General features: G+C 47.2%; 26 protein-coding genes. 18 read left to right on the top strand and 8 right to left on the bottom strand.

Translation table 11 applies throughout. The features are described 5' to 3' along the window. The first annotated feature begins 44 nt into the window (after positions 1-44). Positions 45-1277 (top strand): glycosyltransferase, encoded by a 1233-nt coding sequence (locus LVQ77_RS20165; RefSeq protein ID WP_232905345.1) that lies wholly within the window; start codon positions 45-47, stop codon positions 1275-1277. After that, positions 1270-2190 (top strand): hypothetical protein, encoded by a 921-nt coding sequence (locus LVQ77_RS20160; RefSeq protein WP_232866005.1) that lies wholly within the window; start codon positions 1270-1272, stop codon positions 2188-2190. Before LVQ77_RS20165 ends, LVQ77_RS20160 begins: the two co-directional genes overlap by 8 nt. A gap of 51 nt (positions 2191-2241) precedes the next feature. Here LVQ77_RS20160 and tdh read toward each other — a convergent pair whose 3' ends face one another. Then, on the bottom strand, positions 2242-3267 hold the full coding sequence (tdh, locus tag LVQ77_RS20155; RefSeq protein ID WP_151995384.1) for an L-threonine 3-dehydrogenase: 1026 nt from the start codon (positions 3265-3267) through the stop codon (positions 2242-2244). Between the two features lie 10 nt (positions 3268-3277). Then, entirely contained in the window at positions 3278-4474 is a 1197-nt protein-coding gene (gene kbl / locus LVQ77_RS20150) for a glycine C-acetyltransferase (RefSeq protein WP_151995385.1), read from the bottom strand. Positions 4475-4690: 216 nt separating this feature from the next. Here kbl and rfaD point away from each other — a divergent pair, with 216 nt between their 5' ends. The 6 genes from rfaD to LVQ77_RS20120 are packed head-to-tail and all read left to right on the top strand — an operon-like array spanning position 4691 to position 10910. After that, entirely contained in the window at positions 4691-5623 is a 933-nt protein-coding gene (gene rfaD / locus LVQ77_RS20145) for an ADP-glyceromanno-heptose 6-epimerase (protein ID WP_064515027.1), read from the top strand. A gap of 16 nt (positions 5624-5639) precedes the next feature. Beyond that, a complete protein-coding gene (rfaF, locus tag LVQ77_RS20140) occupies positions 5640-6689 on the top strand; it encodes an ADP-heptose--LPS heptosyltransferase RfaF (protein WP_232905344.1) in 1050 nt (349 codons plus the stop codon). Then, positions 6689-7666 carry a lipopolysaccharide heptosyltransferase RfaC gene (gene rfaC / locus LVQ77_RS20135; protein ID WP_232905343.1) on the top strand — a complete coding sequence of 326 codons (978 nt, stop codon included), beginning with the start codon at positions 6689-6691 and terminating at the stop codon, positions 7664-7666. Before rfaF ends, rfaC begins: the two co-directional genes overlap by 1 nt. Positions 7667-7672: 6 nt before the next feature. Beyond that, positions 7673-8758, top strand: a complete 1086-nt coding sequence (locus tag LVQ77_RS20130) for a glycosyltransferase family 9 protein (RefSeq protein WP_232905342.1) — start codon at positions 7673-7675, stop codon at positions 8756-8758. A 35-nt stretch (positions 8759-8793) separates the two neighbouring features. After that, complete coding sequence (locus LVQ77_RS20125) at positions 8794-9708, top strand: glycosyltransferase family 2 protein (protein ID WP_232905341.1); 915 nt, start codon at positions 8794-8796, stop codon at positions 9706-9708. Continuing rightward, complete coding sequence (locus LVQ77_RS20120; RefSeq protein ID WP_232905340.1) at positions 9702-10910, top strand: O-antigen ligase family protein; 1209 nt, start codon at positions 9702-9704, stop codon at positions 10908-10910. The genes LVQ77_RS20125 and LVQ77_RS20120 overlap by 7 nt, the downstream gene beginning before the upstream one ends. Positions 10911-10931: 21 nt before the next feature. Here LVQ77_RS20120 and LVQ77_RS20115 read toward each other — a convergent pair whose 3' ends face one another. Continuing rightward, positions 10932-11891: a polysaccharide deacetylase family protein gene (locus LVQ77_RS20115; RefSeq protein ID WP_232905339.1), complete on the bottom strand. Its 960-nt coding sequence runs from the start codon at positions 11889-11891 to the stop codon at positions 10932-10934. A 159-nt stretch (positions 11892-12050) separates the two neighbouring features. Here LVQ77_RS20115 and rfaQ point away from each other — a divergent pair, with 159 nt between their 5' ends. The 7 genes from rfaQ to coaD all read left to right on the top strand — a co-directional run bounded on the left by rfaQ (position 12051) and on the right by coaD (position 19079). Then, on the top strand, positions 12051-13127 hold the full coding sequence (rfaQ, locus tag LVQ77_RS20110; protein ID WP_370645068.1) for a putative lipopolysaccharide heptosyltransferase III: 1077 nt from the start codon (positions 12051-12053) through the stop codon (positions 13125-13127). After that, the gene (locus LVQ77_RS20105; RefSeq protein WP_232905337.1) at positions 13124-14251 is read left to right on the top strand and encodes a glycosyltransferase family 4 protein; all 1128 of its coding nucleotides are present in this window, start codon (positions 13124-13126) and stop codon (positions 14249-14251) included. Before rfaQ ends, LVQ77_RS20105 begins: the two co-directional genes overlap by 4 nt. A gap of 3 nt (positions 14252-14254) precedes the next feature. Further along, on the top strand, positions 14255-15355 hold the full coding sequence (locus LVQ77_RS20100) for a glycosyltransferase (RefSeq protein WP_232905336.1): 1101 nt from the start codon (positions 14255-14257) through the stop codon (positions 15353-15355). 20 nt (positions 15356-15375) lie between these two features. After that, on the top strand, positions 15376-16377 hold the full coding sequence (locus LVQ77_RS20095) for a glycosyltransferase (protein WP_232905335.1): 1002 nt from the start codon (positions 15376-15378) through the stop codon (positions 16375-16377). Positions 16378-16543: 166 nt separating this feature from the next. Next, on the top strand, positions 16544-17818 hold the full coding sequence (gene waaA / locus LVQ77_RS20090) for a lipid IV(A) 3-deoxy-D-manno-octulosonic acid transferase (protein ID WP_034461461.1): 1275 nt from the start codon (positions 16544-16546) through the stop codon (positions 17816-17818). Further along, positions 17818-18594 (top strand): glycosyltransferase family 2 protein, encoded by a 777-nt coding sequence (locus tag LVQ77_RS20085; protein WP_232905334.1) that lies wholly within the window; start codon positions 17818-17820, stop codon positions 18592-18594. The genes waaA and LVQ77_RS20085 overlap by 1 nt, the downstream gene beginning before the upstream one ends. Then, positions 18591-19079 (top strand): pantetheine-phosphate adenylyltransferase, encoded by a 489-nt coding sequence (gene coaD / locus LVQ77_RS20080; RefSeq protein WP_232905333.1) that lies wholly within the window; start codon positions 18591-18593, stop codon positions 19077-19079. The genes LVQ77_RS20085 and coaD overlap by 4 nt, the downstream gene beginning before the upstream one ends. A 116-nt stretch (positions 19080-19195) precedes the next feature. On the opposite strand, the gene mutM is transcribed toward coaD, so the two are convergent. The 4 genes from mutM to radC form a co-directional block, all read right to left on the bottom strand. Beyond that, positions 19196-20005: a bifunctional DNA-formamidopyrimidine glycosylase/DNA-(apurinic or apyrimidinic site) lyase gene (mutM, locus tag LVQ77_RS20075; protein ID WP_232905332.1), complete on the bottom strand. Its 810-nt coding sequence runs from the start codon at positions 20003-20005 to the stop codon at positions 19196-19198. 72 nt (positions 20006-20077) lie between these two features. Beyond that, positions 20078-20245 (bottom strand): 50S ribosomal protein L33, encoded by a 168-nt coding sequence (gene rpmG, locus LVQ77_RS20070; protein WP_002208990.1) that lies wholly within the window; start codon positions 20243-20245, stop codon positions 20078-20080. 13 nt (positions 20246-20258) lie between these two features. Next, a complete protein-coding gene (gene rpmB, locus LVQ77_RS20065; RefSeq protein ID WP_034461465.1) occupies positions 20259-20495 on the bottom strand; it encodes a 50S ribosomal protein L28 in 237 nt (78 codons plus the stop codon). A gap of 216 nt (positions 20496-20711) precedes the next feature. Then, the gene (gene radC, locus LVQ77_RS20060) at positions 20712-21389 is read right to left on the bottom strand and encodes a RadC family protein (RefSeq protein WP_232905331.1); all 678 of its coding nucleotides are present in this window, start codon (positions 21387-21389) and stop codon (positions 20712-20714) included. Positions 21390-21553: 164 nt separating this feature from the next. On the opposite strand from radC, the gene coaBC reads away from it, so the two are divergent. From coaBC to slmA, 3 genes are all read left to right on the top strand, one after another. Beyond that, entirely contained in the window at positions 21554-22765 is a 1212-nt protein-coding gene (gene coaBC, locus LVQ77_RS20055) for a bifunctional phosphopantothenoylcysteine decarboxylase/phosphopantothenate--cysteine ligase CoaBC (RefSeq protein WP_232905368.1), read from the top strand. Then, the gene (dut, locus tag LVQ77_RS20050; RefSeq protein ID WP_064514998.1) at positions 22743-23201 is read left to right on the top strand and encodes a dUTP diphosphatase; all 459 of its coding nucleotides are present in this window, start codon (positions 22743-22745) and stop codon (positions 23199-23201) included. Before coaBC ends, dut begins: the two co-directional genes overlap by 23 nt. A 120-nt stretch (positions 23202-23321) precedes the next feature. Then, positions 23322-23918, top strand: coding sequence for a nucleoid occlusion factor SlmA (gene slmA / locus LVQ77_RS20045; protein WP_151995400.1), 597 nt, complete (start codon positions 23322-23324; stop codon positions 23916-23918). Between the two features lie 30 nt (positions 23919-23948). On the opposite strand, the gene pyrE is transcribed toward slmA, so the two are convergent. Beyond that, complete coding sequence (pyrE, locus tag LVQ77_RS20040) at positions 23949-24590, bottom strand: orotate phosphoribosyltransferase (RefSeq protein WP_151995401.1); 642 nt, start codon at positions 24588-24590, stop codon at positions 23949-23951. Positions 24591-24608: the final 18 nt, after the last annotated feature.

Raw genomic sequence — 24608 nt, 5'->3', positions numbered from 1 at the left:
CCTTATAATGCCGCGTTGAATAAAGCTACAGGAGTCGGTCTACGATGACGCAACAGCGGCATAAAATTCTCTTGCTGGATAACGGTAAAGAGTGGGGCGGCGGTACCAACAGTATGTTGGAACTGCTCAAACGTATTGACCGCCAACGGTTTGATATCACGTGCTGCTTTTACTACAACTATGCGCGCGGTGAAGGTGAAACCATTGAGAAAGTGCTGAAGAGCATTCAGATTCCTGTCATTTTTATTCCACAACGCAAGCAACCTGGCTGGGCAAAAATCTGCAAGGAAGTTGCTCGCTCATTTTTGTTTTTCAGCAAGTCAGGGCGCAAAAAAGTCACCGCATATATTGATGAGCAATGGCGCATCAAACCTAACGCGATGGCATTGCGTGAGCGGTTGCAGAAAGATGGCTACGAAATTCTCTATATGAATAACCAGCCTGGCTCTAACCTGGAAGGATATCTGGCCGCCGAGCCGCTCAATGTTGCGGTAGTACAGCACTGCCGTATCGAACCGGTAATGAGTCAGGCGATTACAAAAATCGTCAACCGCACAGGCGACGCTATAATCGCCGTCTCTCATGGCGTGGAAAGCGTGCTGCTTAACCACGGCGTGAAAAGATCTCTCTGCACGACTGTTCCTAACGCCATTGATATTCACCAGCCCTTACCTTCGGGCGAGGCGGTACGCCGCTCGTTGGGCATTGGCGACGATACATTTTTGTTTGGTAGTATCGGGTCACTTATCCCAAGAAAATCCTGCCACCATACGTTGGAAGCTTTGCACCGTTTTCAGCAGCAACATCCCGACGCAAAATGGAAATTTGTTCTGGTAGGCGAAGGGGCCGATCGCGAAAAACTACAGCGCCAGGCCGCTGATTATGGATTTGCCGATCGGGTTATCTTTACCGGCTTTCGTAACAACCCCCTGGATTATCTGGCCGCATTTGATGTCTTTATTCTGGCATCGAAAAGCGAAGGGTTACCGCGTGTGGTGCTCGAATCCATGCTGCTTAAAACAGTGGTGATCGGTTCAAATGTGACGGGGACGGCAGAGTTAATCGACTCCGGACGTACCGGTCTGCTTTATCCTTATGGCGATACCGTCATGCTCGCTTCGCATCTTCAGCAAGTATGGCAAGATAGCGCATTACGTGATGCCCTCACACAAGCCGCCTACCAACGCGTGATTGATAACTATGCGATCGAACACTATGTTGCCGGTGTCGAAGCCGTACTTGGCGCAGTAAAACCAACCCGGAATGAATATGTTTAAATTTCTGAACCCAAAATATCGCCATATTACGGCGCGACATAATATCCCTTATCAGGAACCTGCGGCCGGAAGTGTGGCAGTGCCAGTGACATCGATTGTCATTCCTTGCGCAGGTGCGGATTACATCGAAGAAGGCTTACTTTCTGCACAATTCGCGGCACGTTTCGCCCCGGATGTGGAGGAAATTGTGATTGTTTCCGATCGCCCGGCGCACGAATTTGGTGAGCTTCCACCGAAAACCCGTATCGCGACTCTTGAGCTCCCACAGCGCGAGGAAGGGTACCGTTACAAGCAAATTTATCTCAGCCGTTTAATCAAACTGAATGCGCCGTTGCAGGCACGCACAGACGGTATTTTGATGATCGATTCCGATCTCAACTTGCTGCAAATGCCGCGCTTTAAAATTGAAGAGCACCACATTTACTCCAGTTTCCGTCAGGGCAAAATGATCGCCAAACTGGACAAAGCACCGGTTGATAAAGTCCCGGCATATTATAAAGACACCGTGCGCCCGTATATTGTGGATCACGTTAACGGGGCATTCCTGGCGGCAACGCGTAAAACCTGGCGTCGAATTTGCCCGTTATGGCTCACGCTATTCCAGGACACCTGGGAGTTGATGGACGATAGCCAGCCACCAACCGATCAGCTGCCACTAGCCGCTTTGCTGGATATGCTCGATATCAAAACCGTGAATTTAGGTGACTGGATGAACTGGCCGGTATCCAAGAAAATTGGCGGCACACCATCGGTGATTCCAAAACAAGTTGTGGGCGCGCATGGCGGTTTCCCACTTTCTGAATGGCAAAAATATCTGGTTTCGCCGGATAGTGAATTGCTGTTTAAAGGGCAGGATTACACGCGAAAAGTACGTTATCTGACGGATGCTGAAAAGCAGACGGCAAGCGAGTAAAGATGTTAAAAAGGCCGGTTTCCCGGCCTTTTTTAATCAACTCAGCAAGAATTAATCCCAGCTAAGAATGACTTTACCAGACTGCCCGGAACGCATGGCATCAAAACCTTTCTGGAAATCATCGATACCAAAACGGTGAGTGATGATTGGTGACAGATCCAGGCCAGACTGAATCAGCGCCGCCATTTTGTACCAGGTTTCGAACATTTCGCGCCCGTAAATACCTTTGATGAACAAGCCCTTGAAGATGACTTTCGTCCAGTCGATAGACATATCTGACGGAGGAATACCCAGCATCGCAATACGGCCACCGTGATTCATGGTATCGAGCATGGTACGGAATGCCGGTGGAGCACCTGACATTTCCAGACCCACATCAAAACCTTCAGTCATGCCCAACTCTTTCATTACGTCGGTCAGGTTTTCTTTGCTGACGTTCACCGCGCGGGTCACGCCCATTTCACGCGCCAGCTCAAGGCGATATTCGTTCACATCGGTGATCACGACATTACGCGCACCAACGTGTTTAGCGACAGCCGCCGCCATAATACCGATTGGGCCAGCGCCTGAAACCAGCACATCCTCCCCAACCAGATCGAAGGACAGCGCTGTGTGAACAGCGTTGCCGAACGGGTCAAAGATAGAGGCTAAATCGTCTGAGATGTTGTCAGGGATTTTGAAAGCATTGAAAGCAGGCAGCACCAGGTATTCTGCGAAACAACCCGGACGGTTTACACCAACACCTGTCGTGTTACGGCACAAGTGAGTACGGCCGGCACGGCAGTTACGGCAGTGACCACAAGTGATATGGCCCTCACCGGAGACGCGGTCGCCAATTTTAAAGCCTTTAACTTCCTGCCCGATGCCAACCACTTCACCCACATATTCGTGACCGACAACCATCGGAACCGGAATAGTTTTCTGCGACCATTCGTCCCAGTTATAAATATGCACATCGGTGCCGCAGATTGCGGTTTTACGGATTTTGATCAGCAGATCGTTATGACCCATTTCAGGCGTGGGTGCATCCGTCATCCAGATGCCTTCTTCTGCTTTCAGTTTCGCTAATGCTTTCATGACCGCTCCCTCAGGCGATAACGCCCAACTGTTTACCGATACGCGTAAATGCGTCAACCGCACGTTCAATTTGTTCAGTCGTGTGGGCCGCTGACATCTGAGTACGGATGCGCGCCTGACCTTTTGGTACTACCGGGAAGAAGAACCCAGTGACATAAATGCCTTCTTTTTGCAGTTCACGCGCAAAGTTCTGCGCCACAACCGCTTCACCTAACATCACAGGGATGATGGCGTGATCCGCACCCGCCAGGGTAAAACCTGCTGCGGACATTTTCTCGCGGAACAAACTCGCGTTTGCCCACAGACGAGCACGAATTTCAGCGCCGGTTTCCAGCATTTCCAGAACTTTGATGGATGCTGAAACGATAGCCGGTGCCAAAGAGTTAGAGAAAAGATATGGGCGAGAGCGCTGGCGCAGCCACTCAATCACTTCTTTACGACCCGCGGTATAGCCGCCGGATGCGCCGCCGAGCGCTTTGCCCAACGTGCCGGTAATGATGTCTACACGATCCATCACATCGCAATATTCATGCGTGCCACGACCATTTTCACCGACAAAACCAACCGCGTGAGAATCATCAACCATCACTAGCGCGTCATACTTATCAGCCAGATCGCAAACGCCATTCAGGTTCGCAATCACGCCATCCATAGAGAACACACCGTCGGTGGCAATCATGATATGACGAGCCCCTGCCGCACGCGCTTCTTTCAGGCGAGCCTCAAGCTCTTGCATATCGTTGTTTGCATAGCGATAACGCTGCGCTTTGCACAGACGCACGCCATCAATAATAGACGCGTGGTTCAGGGCATCAGAAATAATCGCATCTTCTGGGCCGAGCAGCGTTTCAAACAGGCCGCCGTTGGCATCGAAGCAGGAAGAGTAAAGAATCGCATCTTCCATTCCGAGGAAGCCCGCAAGTTTACCTTCCAGCTCTTTATGGCTGTCTTGTGTTCCACAAATGAAACGCACAGATGCCATCCCAAAACCATGTGTATCCATGCCCTGCTTTGCGGCATCGATCAGTTGCGGGTGGTTAGCGAGCCCCAGATAGTTATTGGCGCAGAAGTTAATGACATGGCTGCCATCAGCAACGGTAATATCGGCTTGTTGAGCAGAAGTAATGATACGTTCTTCTTTAAACAACCCTTCCGCTCGTGCGGTTTCAAGTTGGGTTGTTAACTGTTGGTAAAAATCTCCGCGCATTGCGATTCTCCAGGCATGGCTAATTTCGGCACATATTACCCAAACCTATACCAGGACACGAGATTACGCTTCAATGAAATTGAAATTTGCAGCATAAATCACGAGGCGTAGAAACTTCCTCATATTAGGCGGGTCCATGAATGTAATGGTATGATAAGAGCCATTAGCGCGTGAGGTATTGTGCCTTACGGCCCTCTTTTTTTAAGGTTTTCGCTTATGATTATTGTCACCGGCGGTGCTGGCCTTATTGGCAGCAACATCATTAAGTCACTGAATGATATCGGCCATACTGATATCCTGGTGGTCGACAACCTGAAGGATGGCACCAAGTTCGCCAACCTCGTAGATTTGAATATTGCCGACTACATGGATAAAGAAGACTTCTTAATCCAGATTATGGCAGGTGAAGAATTCGGCGATATAGAAGCAATTTTCCATGAAGGTGCTTGTTCTTCCACCACCGAGTGGGATGGCAAGTACATGATGGATAATAACTATCAGTACTCAAAAGAAGTTCTGCATTACTGCCTTGAACGCGAAATTCCATTCCTGTATGCCTCATCAGCTGCAACCTATGGCGGCCGCAACAGCGATTTTATCGAGTCTCGTGAATTTGAGCAGCCGCTGAATGTTTACGGTTACTCCAAATTCCTGTTCGACGAGTACGTGCGCCAAATTCTGCCTGAAGCTAACTCCCAGATTACTGGCTTCCGTTACTTCAACGTCTACGGGCCGCGCGAAGGCCATAAAGGCAGTATGGCAAGCGTTGCATTCCATCTGAACACTCAGTTGAACAACGGCGAAAATCCAAAACTGTTTGAAGGCAGCGATAGCTTTAAGCGTGACTTCATTTACGTGGGTGATGTTGCAGCGGTTAACCTGTGGTTCTGGCAGAACGGCGTATCCGGTATTTATAACTGCGGTACCGGTCGTGCGGAATCCTTCCAGGCCGTTGCTGACGCAGCCCTGGCATTCCATAAAAAAGGCAGCATTGAGTACATTCCTTTCCCGGAAAAACTCAAGGGCCGCTATCAGGCATTTACTCAGGCCGACTTAACCAATCTGCGTGCCGCAGGTTACGACAAGCCATTCAAAACTGTTGCCGAAGGCGTAACAGAATATATGGCCTGGCTGAACCGTGACGCATAAGCAGGTAGCCTGACGCATGAAAATACTGGTGATTGGCCCGTCATGGGTGGGCGACATGATGATGTCGCAAAGTCTCTATCGCACGCTCAAGGCGCGCTATCCCCAGGCAATCATTGATGTGATGGCACCGGCATGGTGCCGTCCATTACTGTCACGTATGCCAGAAGTTAACGAAGCGTTGGCGATGCCACTTGGGCATGGCGCTCTGGAGATTGGCGAACGTCGCCGTCTTGGACACGCCCTGCGTGCTAAACGTTACGATCAAGCCTATGTGCTGCCAAACTCATTCAAATCTGCACTGGTTCCTTTCTTTGCCAATATCCCACAACGTACCGGCTGGCGCGGTGAAATGCGCTACGGATTGCTCAACGACGCTCGCGTGCTGGATAAGCAAGCCTGGCCATTAATGGTCGAGCGTTACGTTGCGTTAGCCTATGAGAAAGGGGTAATGCAGTCGGCTAAAGATCTCCCCCATCCGTTGCTATGGCCTAAGTTGCAAGTTAACGAAAGCGAAAAGCTCCAGACGACTGCTGCATTTAGCCTCGATGCCAAACGTCCGATTATTGGTTTCTGCCCTGGTGCTGAATTTGGTCCGGCGAAACGCTGGCCGCATTATCACTACGCAACCCTTGCTGGCAAACTCATTGATGATGGCTATCAAGTTGTGTTGTTTGGTTCGGCAAAAGATAAAGAAGCCGGGAATGATATTGTTGCCGCATTAACCACGCAGCAGCAGGCTTATTGCCGTAATCTGGCGGGAGATACTGAACTCGAGCAAGCCGTCATTTTGATTGCCGCTTGCCAGGCTGTGGTCACCAACGATTCCGGTTTAATGCACGTTGCCGCAGCGCTCAATCGCCCACTTGTTGCGTTGTATGGCCCAAGCAGCCCAGACTTTACCCCACCGTTATCGCATAAAGCGCGAGTCATTCGCCTGATTAGCGGCTATCACAAAGTGCGTAAAGGTGACGCCGCAGAAGGCTACCATCAAAGTTTGATTGATATTACTCCTGAGCGAGTGATGGAAGAGCTTGCAGCCTTGCTGCTAGCGGAGAACGAAGCGTAATGCGGGTATTAATCGTCAAAACATCGTCAATGGGCGATGTGCTGCATACTTTGCCTGCGCTGACTGACGCAATGAACGCCATTCCTGGTATCCGCTTCGATTGGGTAGTAGAAGAAGGCTTTGCACAAATCCCCACCTGGCATCCGGCTGTCGATAAAGTTCTTCCAGTGGCGATTCGTCGCTGGCGTAAAAGCTGGTTTTCAACTGCAGTGAAAGCCGAGCGTGCGGCATTCTCTCAAGCGCTACGTGTTGAGAATTACGATCTCATCGTTGATGCTCAGGGACTAATAAAGAGCGCAGCTCTGGTGACTCGTAAAGCCCGCGGGACAAAACATGGTATGGACTGGAATAGCGCCCGTGAACCGTTAGCCAGCCTCTTCTACAATCACCGGCATTCAATCGCGAAACAGCAACATGCTGTGGAACGTACACGTGAGTTATTTGCCAAAAGTATTGGTTATCAGAAGCCTGAAAAACAAGGCGACTATGCAATAGCCCGGCATTTTCTGGCTACCGCGCCGTCAGATATGGGGGAATATATGATTTTCCTTCATGCCACCACACGCGATGAAAAACACTGGCCGGAATCACACTGGCGAGATCTTATTCAATTAATGCACAATACTGGCTTACGTATTAAACTCCCGTGGGGCGCAAATCACGAGCACGAACGGGCAATTCGTTTAGCTGAAGGATTTGATAATGTTGAAGTGTTGCCACGTCTGTCCCTTGAACAGGTAGCCAAACAACTTGCCGGAGCCAGAGCTGTTGTCTCCGTCGATACCGGATTAAGTCATCTGACCGCCGCATTAGGTCAGCCAAACATCACATTGTATGGTCCAACCGATCCGGGTTTAATTGGTGGCTACGGTGAAAATCAACATGAAATCAGGGGCGCAGGAAAAAGTATGGCTAACATCTCCGCTGTAGACACATTTACCGCACTCCAGAAAATTAGCCACTTAAAGACAGAATAACGATTAATGAGCTATCTAATCCTCTTTATCCTCTTTCTTCCGTTCAAATTGATCGGAAAACTGTTTTATAAAAAAACAGGCCGGAACTTACTCATTCAAACGGCAAAAATAGGCGATTTCGTCAACGTAACGCCCTTGCTCGCCCATCTGAAGCATAGTGATGTTTTGATCAGCAAAACCGTTCTTCCTTTGGCTAAGCATGATGAAACTATCGATACCATTTTCTTGATTGAAGAACATAAAAAGAGCCTATGGCGCAAGTTTCGCCTGGCTTTCAAATTTATGAATCGCTACGAAAATGTTTACTTGTTACATCCAAATAGTACGAATCTTTTCTTTGCATCCGTCTGCAATGCGAAGAACAAACAGTACCTGTCGACTTACACGCGTCGCTGGTATCAAGCTCCGCTTTACTTTACAGCTACTGGTACTGTTGAACACAGAAAAGACCAATTAACTGTCGACGATTACCTTAAGCTCGCTGAGCGTAACCTGAGCTGGCGTAATGTTCCTAAGCATGCAACCCGGCCATTAAGAAAGCCTGAATCCTACCCAATATCGCTTGATAAACAAAACGTTATCAAAATTGGCCTGAGTATATCTGCAGGAAACAAGTCAAAAACTATTCCTGCCGTAGTATGGAAAAAAGTATTTGATGCGTTAGGTGACCTAAATTGTATTTACTATGTTTTCGGTCCTCAAAGCGAACAAGTATGGCTCGATGACTTGCATCGTGAAGTCGGAGTACGACAAAATATTGTGAGTCTGATTGGCGAATTACCTTTGGAAGACGTCCCTTTTGCCATCAGTAAAATGGATTTCTATATTGCATCAGACTCTGGAAATGTTTATATAGCAGATGCAGTTGGTGTCCCTATTGTTCTCATTTATGGCCCGTGCTGCATTGAAGAGCAACGTCCATTAGGTAACGTTCTGTTGATTGGTCACAAAGAGTATGAAAAATCATATATCTTTGAAGCCCCTTACTATTTTGATCGCTCAAGAGAAGAGATGTTTGCGTTGAGTGATGATGATCTTGAAACAATAAATAATTTCATCCGTAACAATGTCAATGAAACTACCAGAAGATAACTCAATTCTGCTTTTTGCTATTAATGAGTAGGTATATGGCCACCCTCCCTTTTCTAAGCATAATTATTGCAGCACATAATTGTGAAAAAACCATCGATGCTACATTTGATAGCCTTATCAACGCGCTAGGCCCTGCGATAAGTGAATCTGAGATAATTATCATTGACGATGGTTCAGAAGACTCCACTGCCAAGAAAATTTCGGCTTTCGCCGAAAAATTCTCCCAAGTTATCATCTCTTCAGTAAATTATAAAAATATTGGGAAAGTTCGCCAACATGGTGTTTCCTTGTCACAAGGTAAATACATCACAATGTTGGATAGTGATGATATCATCAAGGCCAAAACTTTAACGCCCATCTTTAATTTTTTAAATGATGTCAAACCTGACATGCTTCTCACTCGTTTACACGAAATTCGTGATCTTAATAAAATAAATCACCAGTGGTCGGGTTTAAATCCTGAAAAAATATCTCAGAATGAAGCTATAACTCGTTTTCTTATTCATAAAGATCTTCAAGCTCATCTTATTGGTCAATTTATTAAACGTGATATTTATCTTGAAAATGAAATTCCTCCGATGACATGCTATGAGGATTTTTATATTTTCCCTAAAATGTTGACGCAAGCGATAAACATTTATTTTCAGTTTGACAGCCATTATTACTATATAAAAAGGCAAGGTAGTTTATCTACCTCATTGGATCAGGATAAAATAAAAAATCTACTCATATGTACGATTAAGATGGAAGATGATTTACCAGTGAAATTCCGTCATCTTATATTGTGCCACTGGCTAGATATCTATCTGAAATACTATGATTCTTTGATAGAAAATGATCATCGAGCTATTGTTAAAAAACATGTAGTTATGACTCATTCATTTGGTTTTTTCCTAAACCGCCATGTTCGATTCAGTTATAAGAGAAAAGCTTTGAGTACATTATGGTAAAATTAAAATCTCGCATTTACGTTTCGGTTTTTATTTTTGCAGCTCTTTCGGTCGCATTCGCATTACTCAGTAACGGAAGGCAAAAGGATTTTTACTACATAGCAGTCTATTTGAGCATCATTGGCATAATCATTGAGCGGAAAAACCTCACCTTTAACAAATTTAACATTGCCTATCCGATAATGCTAATCGGTGTTGTAAAATTAATCTGGTTCTTATGGCTTGGTAAAGATGCAAATGGCTACAATACTTACAGCGATCAGTTTGGAGCAGGCAAAAAATTATTACTTGGCGGTGTGTTAGTTTTTTATATCACTCAATTCAGCCATTATATTCGAGCGATAAATTATAAAAACGTCATGCTTGCCATAATTGGCATTGCTTTTGTTTCAGCATCTTGCTATGCATTTTGGCAATCCTGGAACGGGATGGGACGGGCTGAAATGGCAATTAACAGAGCAACGATTTCTGCATATGTTTATTCAACGCTGAGCATTATTTTTGTTTATCTATTATATATTCAGAAAAAACCTTCATGCTATATTATAGCCGCATTAAGCATTGTTTTATCATTTATAGTTGTCATTTTAACCGGCACTCGTGCAGCAATTATTCTTCATTTGCTAATCATCGCAATGATGACGGTTTATTACTTTAAAAAACTTCACTTTAAGTCAACATTAATTGTATTAGTTATCGCACTACTTGCCAGTGTTGCTCTCTACAAAAACTACATTCACCCGAAAATACAACAAACATATAATGAAGTAACACTCTACCAGGAAGGTAAGGATAACACTTCTCTCGGTGCCCGCTTCTCTATGTGGACGGTTGGTTTAAACAACTTTGTTAACGCCCCATTTGGGCAATCTATGGAATCTCGATTTAATTACTCAGCGCAATATGTCTCAAAAAACCCTCAATATAAATCCACAATGGAATTTATCAACGTACATCTTCACGATGAAACGATTGAAACATTATCGCTGCAAGGGATATTTGGTGGGTTAACATTGTTGTGGTTCTATGTGAGTATATCCTGGGTAGCAATCCGCGACCGCAATACACCATTGTTATTTACAATGAACTGTTTAGCGGCATACGGTTTAAGTGATGTTTTACTTTTAAGCTCAGAAGCTGTTTTATTTTACATCGCTCTAATTGGAATCTGTGGAATTAAACTTCCCGAAAAACGCATTTAGAGAGAACGAAAAAGCCGGATTTTATCCGGCTTTTTTTGCGTCATAATACTCAGCCAGCGTCATCCCCACCGTTCTTTCAGCAAGCAAGGAAAATAACGTCTCTAAATCCTGATATAACTGCTCGATATCAGCTTCATTTTTAAATGTAGGGCTACCACCCGGCATAAACTCCGAGGAATGGAGCATAAACTCCACGTAGTCATTACCCTCAGCTAATGTTTTCTCCGCAACCGCTATCATTTGCGCGGCGTTACCACCCGATGGGCGCAACCAATTAACGGAAGGACTACGATATTTCCCACGAAGCCGGTCATAGCTTTGTTTAAAGCTATTCATTAACGGGCTGTGCTTATATTGAATGCTCATTGGGACTTCGAGCAGCGTAGAGTTACCGGACTGGCTAATATTTTCCAGATCCATGAAATAAGCCTGGGTCGGGAAATGTTGATAATCCGTTCCACCATTGCCTGTTGGGGCCCCCTTAGCATTTCGCCAGTTAACCCTTGGGGTCACTGAACAATCCACCTTATAACCCAGCTCCACCAAAAGTTTGGCGTAACGACTATCAAATGCCCAACGACCTGCACGATGGCTGATCATTTTTGTGCCGAAAGTTTCTTCCAATAGAGTGGTCATATAAACCACCTTCTCGCGTAGGACCTCATCAGGATACTCAATAAGATAAGGCTGCCAGCGCCAGTCATCACCAGTTAAATCATAATCCGGTGGGCTATTCCATGCATGCAAGTGCATGCCAACTTCACCCTGGCCACGAGCAATTACATCCTTAGCAAATTCGATGTAATCAGGGTCGATAGCCATTTCATAATTTGTCAGCCAAACCGGTTTAAAACCATATTTCTCACACAATGCCTGGAAACGAGGTAAAAAACGGGCATTCTCAGTTTTGATTTGCCGGTGGTTTTGCCACAGATTATCGCCTTCGGTATCAATAGTAATGATGAATGCTGGTTTAGTCATTTCCGTCTCTGAGCTAACACGAGGTTTACATCATGTTACGCAGCCTGTCTGATTAGGGCAAACCGCTTACGTTCAAATTTCTGACTTCTGAGCACAAATGTAGCAACCATACTCAAGGTCTATTAGAATCACCCTCTGGTTGATCACCTAAAGATGATAATGAATAACGCCTTGAATTCTCTCGCAAGCGAGCCACCTGCTCGCATTCTACTGATAAAGTTGCGCCATCATGGTGACATGCTGCTCACCACCCCAGTGATCAACTCATTACATCAGGCATGGCCACAGGCAGAAATTGATGTCCTGCTGTATGAAGAAACACGCGATATGCTAGCGGCTCATCCATTCATTCATCGTATTTATGGCATTGACCGTAAGTGGCGAAAACTCGGTACTCGCCAGCATTTATGCAAAGAATGGCAGTTACTCAAAACGCTGCGCGAGCAAAAATATAATCTGGTTATCAACCTTGCCGATCAGTGGCGTAGCGCCATTGTGACTCGTTTCACTGGCGCCCCTTCACGTATCGGTTTCGATTTCAATAAACGTCGCGGGTGGTTCTGGCGCAATTGCCATACGCAGCTTGCATCGGTAGCCCACCATCAGACTCTGCATACCGTTGAACAAAACTTATCCATCCTTGCTCCGCTTGGTATCTCTGAATGTCGCAGTGTGACAATGAGTTACCAGCCTGAAGACTGGCAAACCGTGCAAACTACGTTGCAAAGCAAAGGTGTGGAAGGTTCATTTATCGTGGTGCAGCCTACATCCCGCTGGTTCTTCAAATGCTGGGATGAGAGCAAAATGGCGCAAACTATCACAGCGCTACAAAATGACGGCCATACTCTTATTTTGACTTCCGGTCCCGATAAGAATGAAAAAGCGATGATTGAGAAAATCCGCGCATTATGCCCGCCAGAACGCATTCATTCCCTCGCAGGCGAATTAACCCTGCGACAATTAGCGGCGCTCATCGATCATGCTCGCCTGTTTATTGGCGTAGATTCGGTGCCCATGCATATGGCTGCCGCGTTAAGAACGCCCTGCATCGCATTATTTGGCCCGTCAAAATTGACGTTCTGGAGCCCGTGGGATGTCGTCGGCGATGTTATCTGGGCTGGAAATTTTGGTGAGCTTCCCGATCCAGACAAGATTGATACCAATACGAAAGAACGTTATCTCGATGCCATTCCGGTTGATGTCGTTGTTGCTGCCGCAAGGAAACAGTTGTTATGAAGCGCTGCCGTCTGGCAATCGTCCGCCAAAAATATCGCCCGGATGGAGGTGCCGAGCGTTTCGTTTCACGTGCACTTGAAGCATTAAGTGCCCATGACATGGAACTCAACGTTATCACCCGGCAGTGGGAAGGCGAACGCCAGGATAACTGGCATATTCATATATGTGACCCAATGAAGCTTGGTCGAATCAGCCGTGAAAAAGGCTTTGCTGATGCGGCCAGGAAACTTTGGCAACGTGAAAATTTCGATATTGTTCAGAGCCATGAACGCATCGCAGGGTGTGATATTTATCGGGCTGGTGATGGCGTTCATCGCCGCTGGTTAATGCAGCGAGCCAGAATTTTACCGGCATGGCGTGGAAAGTGGTTGTTTATGGACAGATACCACCGCTATGTCATGCAAGCTGAAAGGGCTATGTACCAGGCTCCTGAGCTAAAAGCCGTAATCTGCAATGCGGAAATGGTGAAGCAAGAAATCATCGAAGATTTCTCTATACCTGCTAACAAGATACATGTCATCTATAATGCCATTGACTCCTCCCGCTTCGTTCCAGCAAATGAAGAATTGAGAGCTAAGTTACGTAATGAAATGACCATCCCACAAAATGCGGTGGCGCTGGTTTTTGTAGGATCGGGATTTGAGCGCAAAGGACTTGCCAGTGCGATAAGAGCCATCGCGGGCACAGATCGCTATCTTGTCGTTGTCGGACAGGATAAAGCCGATAAACAGTACCAAGAACTGGCACAATCGTTGGGATGCCAGAACCGAGTGCGGTTTATGGGGATGCAGAAAAACACACTACCTTTCTATCAAGCTGTTGATGGACTATTACTGCCAACGCTATATGATCCATTCCCTAATGTGATACTTGAAGCAATGGCATGTGGTTTACCGGTTATTACTTCACACACCTGTGGTGGTGCTGAATTTATTACAACCGGACAAAATGGATACGTTTGTGATGCACTCGATATCCCACGATTGTCAGAAGCGGTAATGGCGATACCATCGCGCTTTGTTGATGAAAGTATGGGGATATTTGCTCGTGAACGAGTCAAGGATGCGACACCGGAAAAACTTTCACAGCAACTTATTTCGCTGTATCAAAACATACTGGATTAGATGATGCGTATCCTAATGGTTATTGATGGTTTACCTGGCGGCGGTGCTGAAAAAACCGTTCTAACCCTATCGCAAGGTTTGGTGGGCATGGGCCATCAGGTTTCCGTATTTTCTCTGCGCCGTGTCTGTGACTATGACATCCCTGAAGGCGTTGATTATCAAGTCATTCTGGATACCTGCAAAAAACCCTGGCGCAAGCTAACTGAACTCTCTCGCCGTGCAGCTCTGCTCGATAGCGCAGTTGAACAAGCGCAGAAAAAAGGGAAATTTGACCTCATCTTTTCGCATCTGCATAAAACCGATCGCATTGTTGCCCACACAAAATCTATACCGCGTGAAAAGCTCTGGTATTGCGTGCATGGCATGTTCTCCTTCTCGTATCTCCAACATCGCCATGGCTTCTCCCGTTGGTTAAAACGTAAAAAAATTCAAAGTGTTTACCAGAACAGTAACGTCGTCGCCGTCTCTAAAGCGGTGCTGCAAGATATTACTCAGGGTTTCGACATCACGCTTTCCCGCAGCTCCGTGATACATAACCCATTCGACATTGACGGGATTCATTTACGAGCGAAAGAGCCATGTGAGATGGCGGGGCAGGACTATCTCATTCATGTTGGGCGTTTCCATGAGCATAAGCGCCATGATCGACTCATCAATGCCTATGCACTTAGTAAGATTCAGATTCCATTAGTCTTGATGGGTAGCGGTAGTGAAGAACGCATTGCCGAAATTAAAGCAATGGCTTCTGCCGCGGGCGTTGCCGACCGCGTCATTATCAAATCATTCGTTCCCAATCCTTATCCGTGGATTGCCAATGCACGCATGCTGCTGTTGAGCTCAGATTGCGAAGGGTTTGGTAACGTATTAGTGGAAGCTCTGATTTGCCAGACACCAGCAGTCAGTACTCGCTGCCCGGGTGGGCCTGCAGAAATTCTCACAGAGGGACTGGCACGTGGCCTTTCGGGTATGACTGCTCAGGAACTTGCGAATACCATGCTGGATATTTATAGCAATCCACCGATTATCGATTCCACGAAGATTGAGTCTTATAGCATTGGTGCCATCTGCCAGCAGTACTTGTCGCTGGCGGCAGAAGAAAGATAACGAAATTTTCAGGTAATTTTATGCCACAAAACCTACGTCCACTTCTTAGCGTTGTCGTTGCTGTTTATAACGGCGAACTTTTCTTGGCGAAATTTTTTGCCTGCCTTGAAGCTCAGAATATCAGCAGCATGGAAGTCATTATGGTGAACGATGGTTCAACCGATGGCTCGATGGCGATAATTGAAGCATGGCGCAGCAAATTCCCCGGCATGAAAGTTCTGGAGCAGGAAAACCAAGGCGTTTCTATTGCACGTAATACAGGACTTGCAGTGGCTACAGGCCAATACCTTTCCTTCCCGGATATTGATGACGACTTTAAACCTGGTATGTACCGCCATCTTCTTGATTTAGCGCTGAAAAACAACCTGGATGTTGTCACGTGCAATGGTAATTACGTCTATGAAAATAATAAGAAACCTTCACGCCCAATTTTCCCGCAGGACAAACTTCAGTCTACTGATGTACTGACCGGCCCACAGTGGCTAAAGCGCGCTCTCGATTCACGCAAGTTTCTGCATGTCACGTGGCTGAATCTTTATCGCCATGATTTTATTCGTGAACATGGATTTACGTTTGAACCTGGTTTGCGCCATCAGGACATTCCGTGGACAACTGAAGTGTTACTAGCCGCAGAACGTGTTCAATATACTGACGAGCAATACTACGATTACTACATTCATTCAGCCTCGGTTTCCCACAAACCCGATACTGATGACACACTCATCCGCTCCGCTCGCCACTACATGAAAATTCTGGAGATGCTGGATGCTATTAACCAGCGCTATCCTGAAGCCGTCAAAAACATTCCAGCCTGCAATTGGCAAATTGCAAAAGAAGGCCTTGGAATACTGCATACTTTCAACAGTATGAAAGATCCGCATAAAAAGAAGATGATCATCCAGGAGTTTTTTGATCGCGGTATCTGGCGCCTTATCTGGAAAAATGCCCGCGGCTTCCGCCTGCGCTGGCGCTTGGGGCGTCGTTATCTAAAACTAAAGAAAGCAACACGAGTACCTGGTTGAGAAGCATTTCTTTTACGGGTAGTGCTTACTACCCGTCATTTTTGCAACACGACACAAACTGCTCCGAATACTAAGCAATGCCTTCGTGAAGTTACCAAAACAATAGCTTTAAGCTTCCCGAATGCTTAGAATTTGCCCGCCGATAATGAAAATACGGAAAATTCGCTTGGAATCGTTGTATACCGCACTGTTCTATCTTATTCAGCCAATTGTATGGCTGCGACTATTACTCCGTAGCCGTAAAGCTCCCGCGTATCGTAAACGCTGGGCGGAACGCTACGGTTATTGCCGTGGAAAAGTGGAGCCCGATGGTATTCTTCTGCATTCAGTTTCCGTAGGTGAGACACTGGCGGCAATTCCGTTAGTGCGAGCCCTACGCCATCGTTACCCAACGATTCCGATTACCGTCACCACGATGACCCCTACTGGCTCTGAACGTGCTCAGTCGGCGTTTGGGCAAAACGTACATCACGTCTATTTGCCTTACGATCTCCCCTGCGCCATGAAGCGCTTTTTCAACACCGTGCGTCCGAAATTAGTCATCGTGATGGAAACCGAGCTATGGCCAAACATGATCAACGAATTACATAAACGTAAAATCCCGTTGGTCATTGCCAATGCCCGTCTCTCTGCCCGTTCGGCAAATGGATATAAAAAGCTGGGTAATTTCACTCGTCGCCTGATGAGCAAAATCACGCTTATTGCTGCGCAAAATGAAGAAGATGGCGGCCGTTTCATCGAACTAGGATTGAAACGCTCGCAACTGACTGTTACCGGCAGCCTGAAATTTGATATCTCTGTGACTCCAGAGCTTGCCGCACGCGCGATTACGCTACGCCGCCAATGGGCTCCACATCGCAAAGTCTGGATTGCTACCAGCACCCATGATGGCGAAGAGAGCATTATTCTTGATGCGCACCGCCAGTTACTGGCCAAATTCCCTGATTTATTACTCATTCTTGTCCCACGCCACCCGGAACGTTTTAAAGACGCACGGGATATGGCTCAGAAAGCTGGTTTCAGTTACATCATGCGCAGCAGCGGAGAAAAACCGTCCAACAGCACGCAAGTGGTGATTGGCGATACGATGGGTGAACTGATGATGCTGTACGGAATTGCCGATCTCGCCTTTGTTGGTGGCAGCCTGGTTGAGCGTGGAGGTCATAACCCACTGGAACCTTCTGCTCATGCAATTCCGGTCTTAATGGGCCCGCACACCTTCAATTTCAAAGACATATGTGCCAGATTGCAGAATGCTGATGGGCTGATTACCGTCACCGATGCCAACTCACTGGTCAATGAAATCACCACTTTGCTGACTGATGAAGATTATCGTCTTTACTACGGTCGCCATGCAGTTGAAGTGCTTCACCAGAATCAAGGCGCACTGCAACGCTTGCTACAATTACTGCAACCGTATCTGCCACAACGGAGCCATTAATGCCCAATCGTTTGTCCGTCGTGATGATCGCTAAAAATGCGGCAGACGTATTGCCAGAATGCCTGGCTTCAGTCTCATGGGCAGATGAGGTGGTGTTGCTGGATTCAGGAAGTACCGATTCTACCGTCGAGATAGCCCTTCAGGCAGGTGCGAAAGTTTTCATTAATGAAGACTGGCAGGGTTTTGGCAAACAACGTCAGTTCGCACAGAGCTATGCCAGCCACGATTATATTTTGATGATCGATACCGATGAGCGCGTCACACCCGAACTGGCCAGCGCCCTCAAAGCGGTACTAGAAAATCCTCAGCCAGATACTGTTTACAGCATTGCACGCCGCAACCTGTTCCTCGGACGCTTTATGCGCCACAGCGGCTGGTATCCCGATCGTGTGACTCGCCTCTATGCCCGTTCGCGCTATAGCTATAATGACAATCAGGTTCATGAATCTCTCGAAGCACCCGGAGCAAAAGTTGTCCCACTTAAAGGGGATTTGCTCCATTTGACCTGCCGTGATTTCGCAAGCTTCCAACGCAAACAGTTAAATTATGCGACCGCGTGGGCGCAAGAGCGTCATCAACGCGGCAAACGAGTCTCCATTGCAGGTATTTTCGGTCACACCTTCGGGGCATTTTGTAAAACTCTGTTGTTGCGTGCTGGTTTTCTCGATGGGAAGCAGGGCTGGTTACTTGCGGTCGTCAATGCACAATATACGTTTAACAAGTACGCTGAACTCTGGGCACTGAATCAAAGCTACACGGAAAACAAACCACTATGACCACCCGAGCGATTTACCCAGGCACATTTGATCCCATTACCAATGGTCATCTGGACATAGTGACTCGCGGTGCGATGATGTTCGATACCTTAATTCTGGCTATCGCTAACAGCCCGCATAAAAAAACCCTCTTCACACTGGAAGAAAGAGTTCAGCTCGCTCAGGGGGTTACGGCGCATTTGCCTAATGTAGAAGTTGTCGGATTTAGCGACCTGATGGCGAATTTTGCGAAGACCCAGCAGGCGAATGTCCTGGTCCGCGGGCTACGCACAGCAGCAGATTTTGAATATGAGATGCAGCTGGCTCATATGAACCGTCATTTAATGCCAGAGCTTGAAAGCGTATTCCTGATGCCCTCGAAAGAGTGGTCTTTTGTCTCTTCATCGCTGGTAAAAGAAGTCGCCCGCCATCATGGTGATGTCGCTCATTTCCTGCCGAAAGCAGTTTGCAAAGCGTTACTGAAAAAAATGAACCAGCCCCAATAGCATTCGAGTTGTAGGTAGGCGGCAAGGAAGCTAATCCCCAGGAGCTTACTCTAGTAAGTGACTGGGGTTAGCGAGCGCAGCAAACACCCCTGCGGCTTGAAGGATGATGGGGATAATTAATTTTGGCAATGGCGGCAATAAAAAGTGCTGCGTTGCCCATGCTTGCTGATAATAATTGGCGCACCACAAACCCTGCATGATTCACCTGCCCGTCCGTAAACCTGTAATTCCTGAGCGAAATAGCCCGGTTTACCATCAGACTGAAGGAAATCTTTTAGCGTCGTCCCGCCTTGTTCTATCGAACGAAGCAGCACCGCTTTTATCGTTTTAACCAGTAAATCACATTCTATTTGAGACAATGACTGCGCAGCTCTGTCCGGATGGATCCCCGCAGCAAACAGCGATTCACTGGCGTAAATGTTACCCACTCCCACCACCAGCTTGTTATCCATTAGCCACGGCTTAATGGCGATTTTCTTTTTCGCGGATTTTTCACGCAGATAATCAGCCGAAAACTCGTCGCTCAGTGGTTCTGGGCCAAGATGCGCCAGCACATTGCTACCTTCCAGCTCCTTCGCCCACAGCCATGCACCGAAACGGCGCGGATCGGTATAACGCAGGACTTTGCCATTGCTCATCACCAAATCGACATGGTCATGTTTTTCAGCGGGATAATCTTCAGGAAGAATGCGCAGGCTACCCGACATGCCAAGATGGATAATAATCCAGCCATCGGGAAGTTCGAGCAGCAGGTACTTAGCGCGACGCTGCACACTTAAAACGGGTTTATCACTCAGAGCATGGATTTCATCGGAGACAGGCCAACGCAGTCGACCATTACGCACGACAGCATGCAAGATGGTTTCACCAACCAGATGCGGCTCTATACCACGTCGGCTGGTTTCTACTTCAGGTAACTCAGGCATCAATCCTCCACACTCAAAGTCCTAAAACAAAAAAACCCCGCCGAAGCGAGGTTTTCATCAAAGATACTAAAATTATTTAATTTTAGCTTCTTTGTACAGTACGTGTTGACGGACAACTGGATCGAATTTTTTCAATTCCAATTTTTCCGGCTTAGTACGCTTGTTCTTCGTGGTGGTATAGAAGTGACCAGTACCAGCAGAAGAAACCAGCTTGATCTTCTCGCGAACACCTTTAGCCATGACTTAGTTCCTCTTAGTACTTCTCGCCACGGGTACGCATATCGGCCAAGACCGTTTCGATACCCTTCTTATCAATTACACGCATACCTTTAGCAGATACACGCAGTGTGACAAAACGCTTCTCGCTCTCAACCCAAAAACGGTGAGAGTGCAGGTTCGGCAGGAAACGGCGTTTGGTCGCGTTCATTGCGTGGGAACGGTTATTACCGGTCACCGGACGCTTGCCAGTAACTTGGCAGACTCGGGACATGTCTATTCTCCAAAAATCAAATTAGCTCGAGCTTCGTATAGGGTTATGGCGCCTCGTCAGGCCGCAAGCCTGGTCCCTGGCGGTTCAATGTGAACCACAGTGCCAGGCGCATAATGCCAAAACCCGAGATTCTCAAAGGTGGCGTAGTATACGCTGCCTAACGCATGTGCTCAAGTCCCGAACAGACAAAGATCCCCAAGGATCGCGCAATTCGTCTTAAATCCACCCACGTTCGGCAAAAGAAACGTACTCTCCACGGCCAATAACAAGATGATCGAGCACTCGAATTTCCATAAACAGGCAAGCTTTTACGATACGTTCAGTAATAACACGATCAGCTTTACTCGGTTCTGCTCGACCAGACGGGTGATTATGCGCGAGTATTAGCGCCGCTGCATTGGATTTCATCGCTTCACGCACAATTTCTCTCGGATGAACCTCAACATGGTTCAATGTTCCCGAAAACATAGGGCAATGTTTAATCACCCGATGCTGATTATCTAAAAAAATAACCATAAAGATCTCACGCTCTGCTGTGGTCAGTTGGCTTTGGATGAAATCCCTTACGGAATCAGGCCCCTTGAGCGTTAATTCCTCAACACCACGAGAATAGTAATAACGCCTCGCAAGCTCAGCAATGGCATTCAACTGGGTGTATTTCGCGATCCCAATACCTTTCACATCTTTGAATTGCGAATAATCAGCCGACAGCAGCCGACTTAACGAGCCAAACTGATGTAGCAAACTTTGCGCAAATGCCATGACATTCATATTCCTGCATCCAGTGCGTAAGAAAAGCGCCAGTAACTCCACATCAGATAATGCGCTAGCCCCAAACTTTAAAAGCTTTTCCCGCGGCATATCCGCTTTGTCTTGCCTCAATGACTCATCCATCAGAACCTCCCTGCCCTTCGTTATCACTATTTAGCACAACTCAAGCAACGCATACGACACGCAGATATTCTCCATGCGGGATGTCTCGCAAACTGCAAAAAGTCGATACCGAATGAGTGTGGTAAAATATTCAGATGACTGTGACTTCTGGTGGAAAAATCATGATTGGGCTTGCTGGCAAAAAAATTGTTCTGGGTGTGAGTGGTGGTATCGCTGCTTACAAAACGCCAGAACTGGTACGCCGTCTGCGCGAACGCGGCGCTGAGGTGCGGGTAGTAATGACTGAGGCCGCCAAAGCCTTTATTACGCCACTGAGTTTACAAGCCGTGTCAGGTTATCCTGTGTCAGATAGCTTGTTAGATCCCGCAGCAGAAGCGGCTATGGGGCATATCGAATTAGGCAAATGGGCTGATTTAGTTATTCTTGCGCCGGCGACAGCTGATTTAATTGCCCGCATTACCGCAGGGATGGCAAATGACCTGGTGAGCACGATTTGCCTTGCGACACCCGCACCCGTTGCCGTTTTGCCAGCCATGAACCAACAAATGTATCGGGCAACAGCAACTCAGCACAATCTTGAGGTTTTATCTACGCGCGGCCTATTGATCTGGGGGCCCGATAGCGGCAGCCAGGCCTGTGGCGATATAGGTCCTGGCCGTATGCTTGACCCCTTAGCGATTGTTGAGATGGCAGCGCAACATTTTACTGTCATCAAAGATCTGCAACATCTTAATGTCATGATTACCGCAGGCCCAACTCGTGAACGCCTGGACCCGGTGCGTTACATCACCAACGATAGCTCAGGGAAAATGGGCTACGCAATTGCAGCTGCTGCTGCTGCACGTGGTGCAAATGTGACATTAATTTCCGGCCCTGTTTCTTTGCCAACTCCACCATGGGTAAAACGCATTGATGTCACCACGGCCCTCGAAATGGAAGCCACGGTTCAACAACATGTCCAGGGGCAGCAAATTTTTGTTGGCTGTGCGGCTGTTGCAGACTATCGTGCCGCCGCCGTTGCTGAAGAAAAAATCAAAAAGCAAGGCGATGAAATCACAATAAAAATGATAAAAAACCCGGATATTGTCGCCGGTGTCGCAGCACTTTTAACTCATCGTCCTTATGTTGTTGGGTTTGCCGCCGAAACAAATAATGTGGAAGAATACGCCAGGCAAAAACGCGTGAGTAAAAACCTCGATCTGATTTGTGCGAACGATGTTTCACAAGAAGGTCAGGGATTTAACAGCGAAAACAATGCATTGCACCTTTTCTGGCAGGATGGAGATAAAGTCTTACCTCTTGAGCGTAAGGAACTCCTTGGCCATCTTTTACTGAACGAGATAGTTACCCGTTATGATGAAAAAAATCGACGTTAAGATTCTGGACCCACGCGTTGGCCAACAGTTCCCACTGCCGACTTATGCAACTTCCGGCTCCGCAGGTCTTGACCTACGAGCCTGTCTGGATGAGGCCGTAGAGCTTGCTCCTGGTGTCACCAAGCTTATTCCAACCGGGCTGGCTATCCATATCGCCGATCCATCTCTGGCGGCAGTCATTCTGCCTCGTTCAGGACTTGGTCATAAGCATGGCGTAGTGTTAGGCAACCTTGTCGGGCTGATAGACTCCGATTACCAGGGTCAGTTAATGGTTTCCGTGTGGAACCGTGGACAAGACCACTTCACCATCGAACCCGGCGAACGCATTGCACAAATGGTGTTTGTGCCTGTCGTTCAGGCTGAATTCAATTTGGTAGAAGATTTCGACTCTAGTGACCGAGGCGAAGGCGGTTTCGGCCATTCTGGTCGCCAGTAACTTCGTTTATAAACGTAACCCCACAGCGTAAAAAATGTGAAAAAACCGCAAACTTTAAGTTTGCGAGCGCTGTGTGGCTACTTGCCTGACAAGTGTGTTATTTCAGGGGTATTTTAGAACATGGCAGAAAAACAAACCGCGAAACGGAATCGTCGCGAAGAAATACTTCAGTCTCTGGCCCAAATGCTTGAATCCAGTGATGGAAGCCAACGAATCACAACTGCCAAGCTCGCGGCGGCTGTTGGCGTTTCCGAAGCTGCACTTTATCGACATTTTCCTAGTAAAACGAAAATGTTCGATAGTCTTATCGAGTTTATTGAAGACAGCCTAATTACCCGTATCAATCTCATTTTGAAAGATGAGAAAGACACACACTCTCGGTTACGTTTGATTGTTCTACTGATTCTCGGGTTTGGCGAACGCAACCCTGGGCTTACACGTATTCTCACCGGCCATGCGCTGATGTTTGAACAAGACCGCCTGCAAGGCCGCATCAACCAGCTCTTTGAACGTATTGAAGTACAATTGCGTCAGGTGATGCGAGAAAAGAAGATGCGTGAAGGCGAAGGGTTTGTTACCGATGAATCGCTGCTGGCAAGCCAACTTCTGGCATTTTGCGAAGGGACATTGTCGCGTTTTGTACGTAGCGAATTCCGCTATCTGCCTACCGATGATTTTGATACCCGATGGCCACTGGTTGCCTCCCAGCTTCAGTAATTGAAAAGGGCCTTTTAAAGGCCCTTTTTCTTACACACCGTACTGAGTACGGTATTCCTGCACAGCCGCTAAATGCACAGCCATCTCAGGTTTTTCTTCAAGGTATTCAACCAAGTCTTTCAGAGTGATGATTGAAATCACTTTGCACTGGTAATCACGCTCAACTTCCTGAATCGCTGATATCTCACCACGGCCACGTTCCTGGCGGTCCAGAGAAATTAGCACGCCAGCCAGTGATGCATTATTAGCGGCAATAATTTCCATGGACTCACGGATTGCGGTACCTGCGGTGATTACATCATCCACCAGCATTACACGCCCTTGCAGCGCGCTACCAACCAGATTGCCACCTTCACCATGGTCTTTGGCTTCTTTGCGATTAAAGCAATATGGCAGATCAAGCTCATGATGTTCGGCCAACGCAACGGCGGTAGTCGTCGCGATTGGAATCCCTTTGTAAGCCGGCCCAAACAGCAAATCAAACTCAATTCCGGAATCCACTAACGCGGCAGCGTAAAAACGGCCCAATAGTGCCAGGTCGCGCCCGGTATTGAACAGCCCGGCATTGAAGAAATAAGGGCTGGTACGCCCGGATTTCAGCGTGAATTCGCCAAACTTAAGTACCTGCTTGTTAAGCGCAAACTCAATAAACTGGCGCTGATACGGTTTCATGGATTTGCTCCTCAGTAA

Source organism: Buttiauxella cochleicola, assembly GCF_021282435.1.
In the GTDB taxonomy this organism is placed as follows: domain Bacteria; phylum Pseudomonadota; class Gammaproteobacteria; order Enterobacterales; family Enterobacteriaceae; genus Buttiauxella; species Buttiauxella massiliensis.
This window is presented reverse-complemented; position numbering and strand designations above follow the sequence as displayed.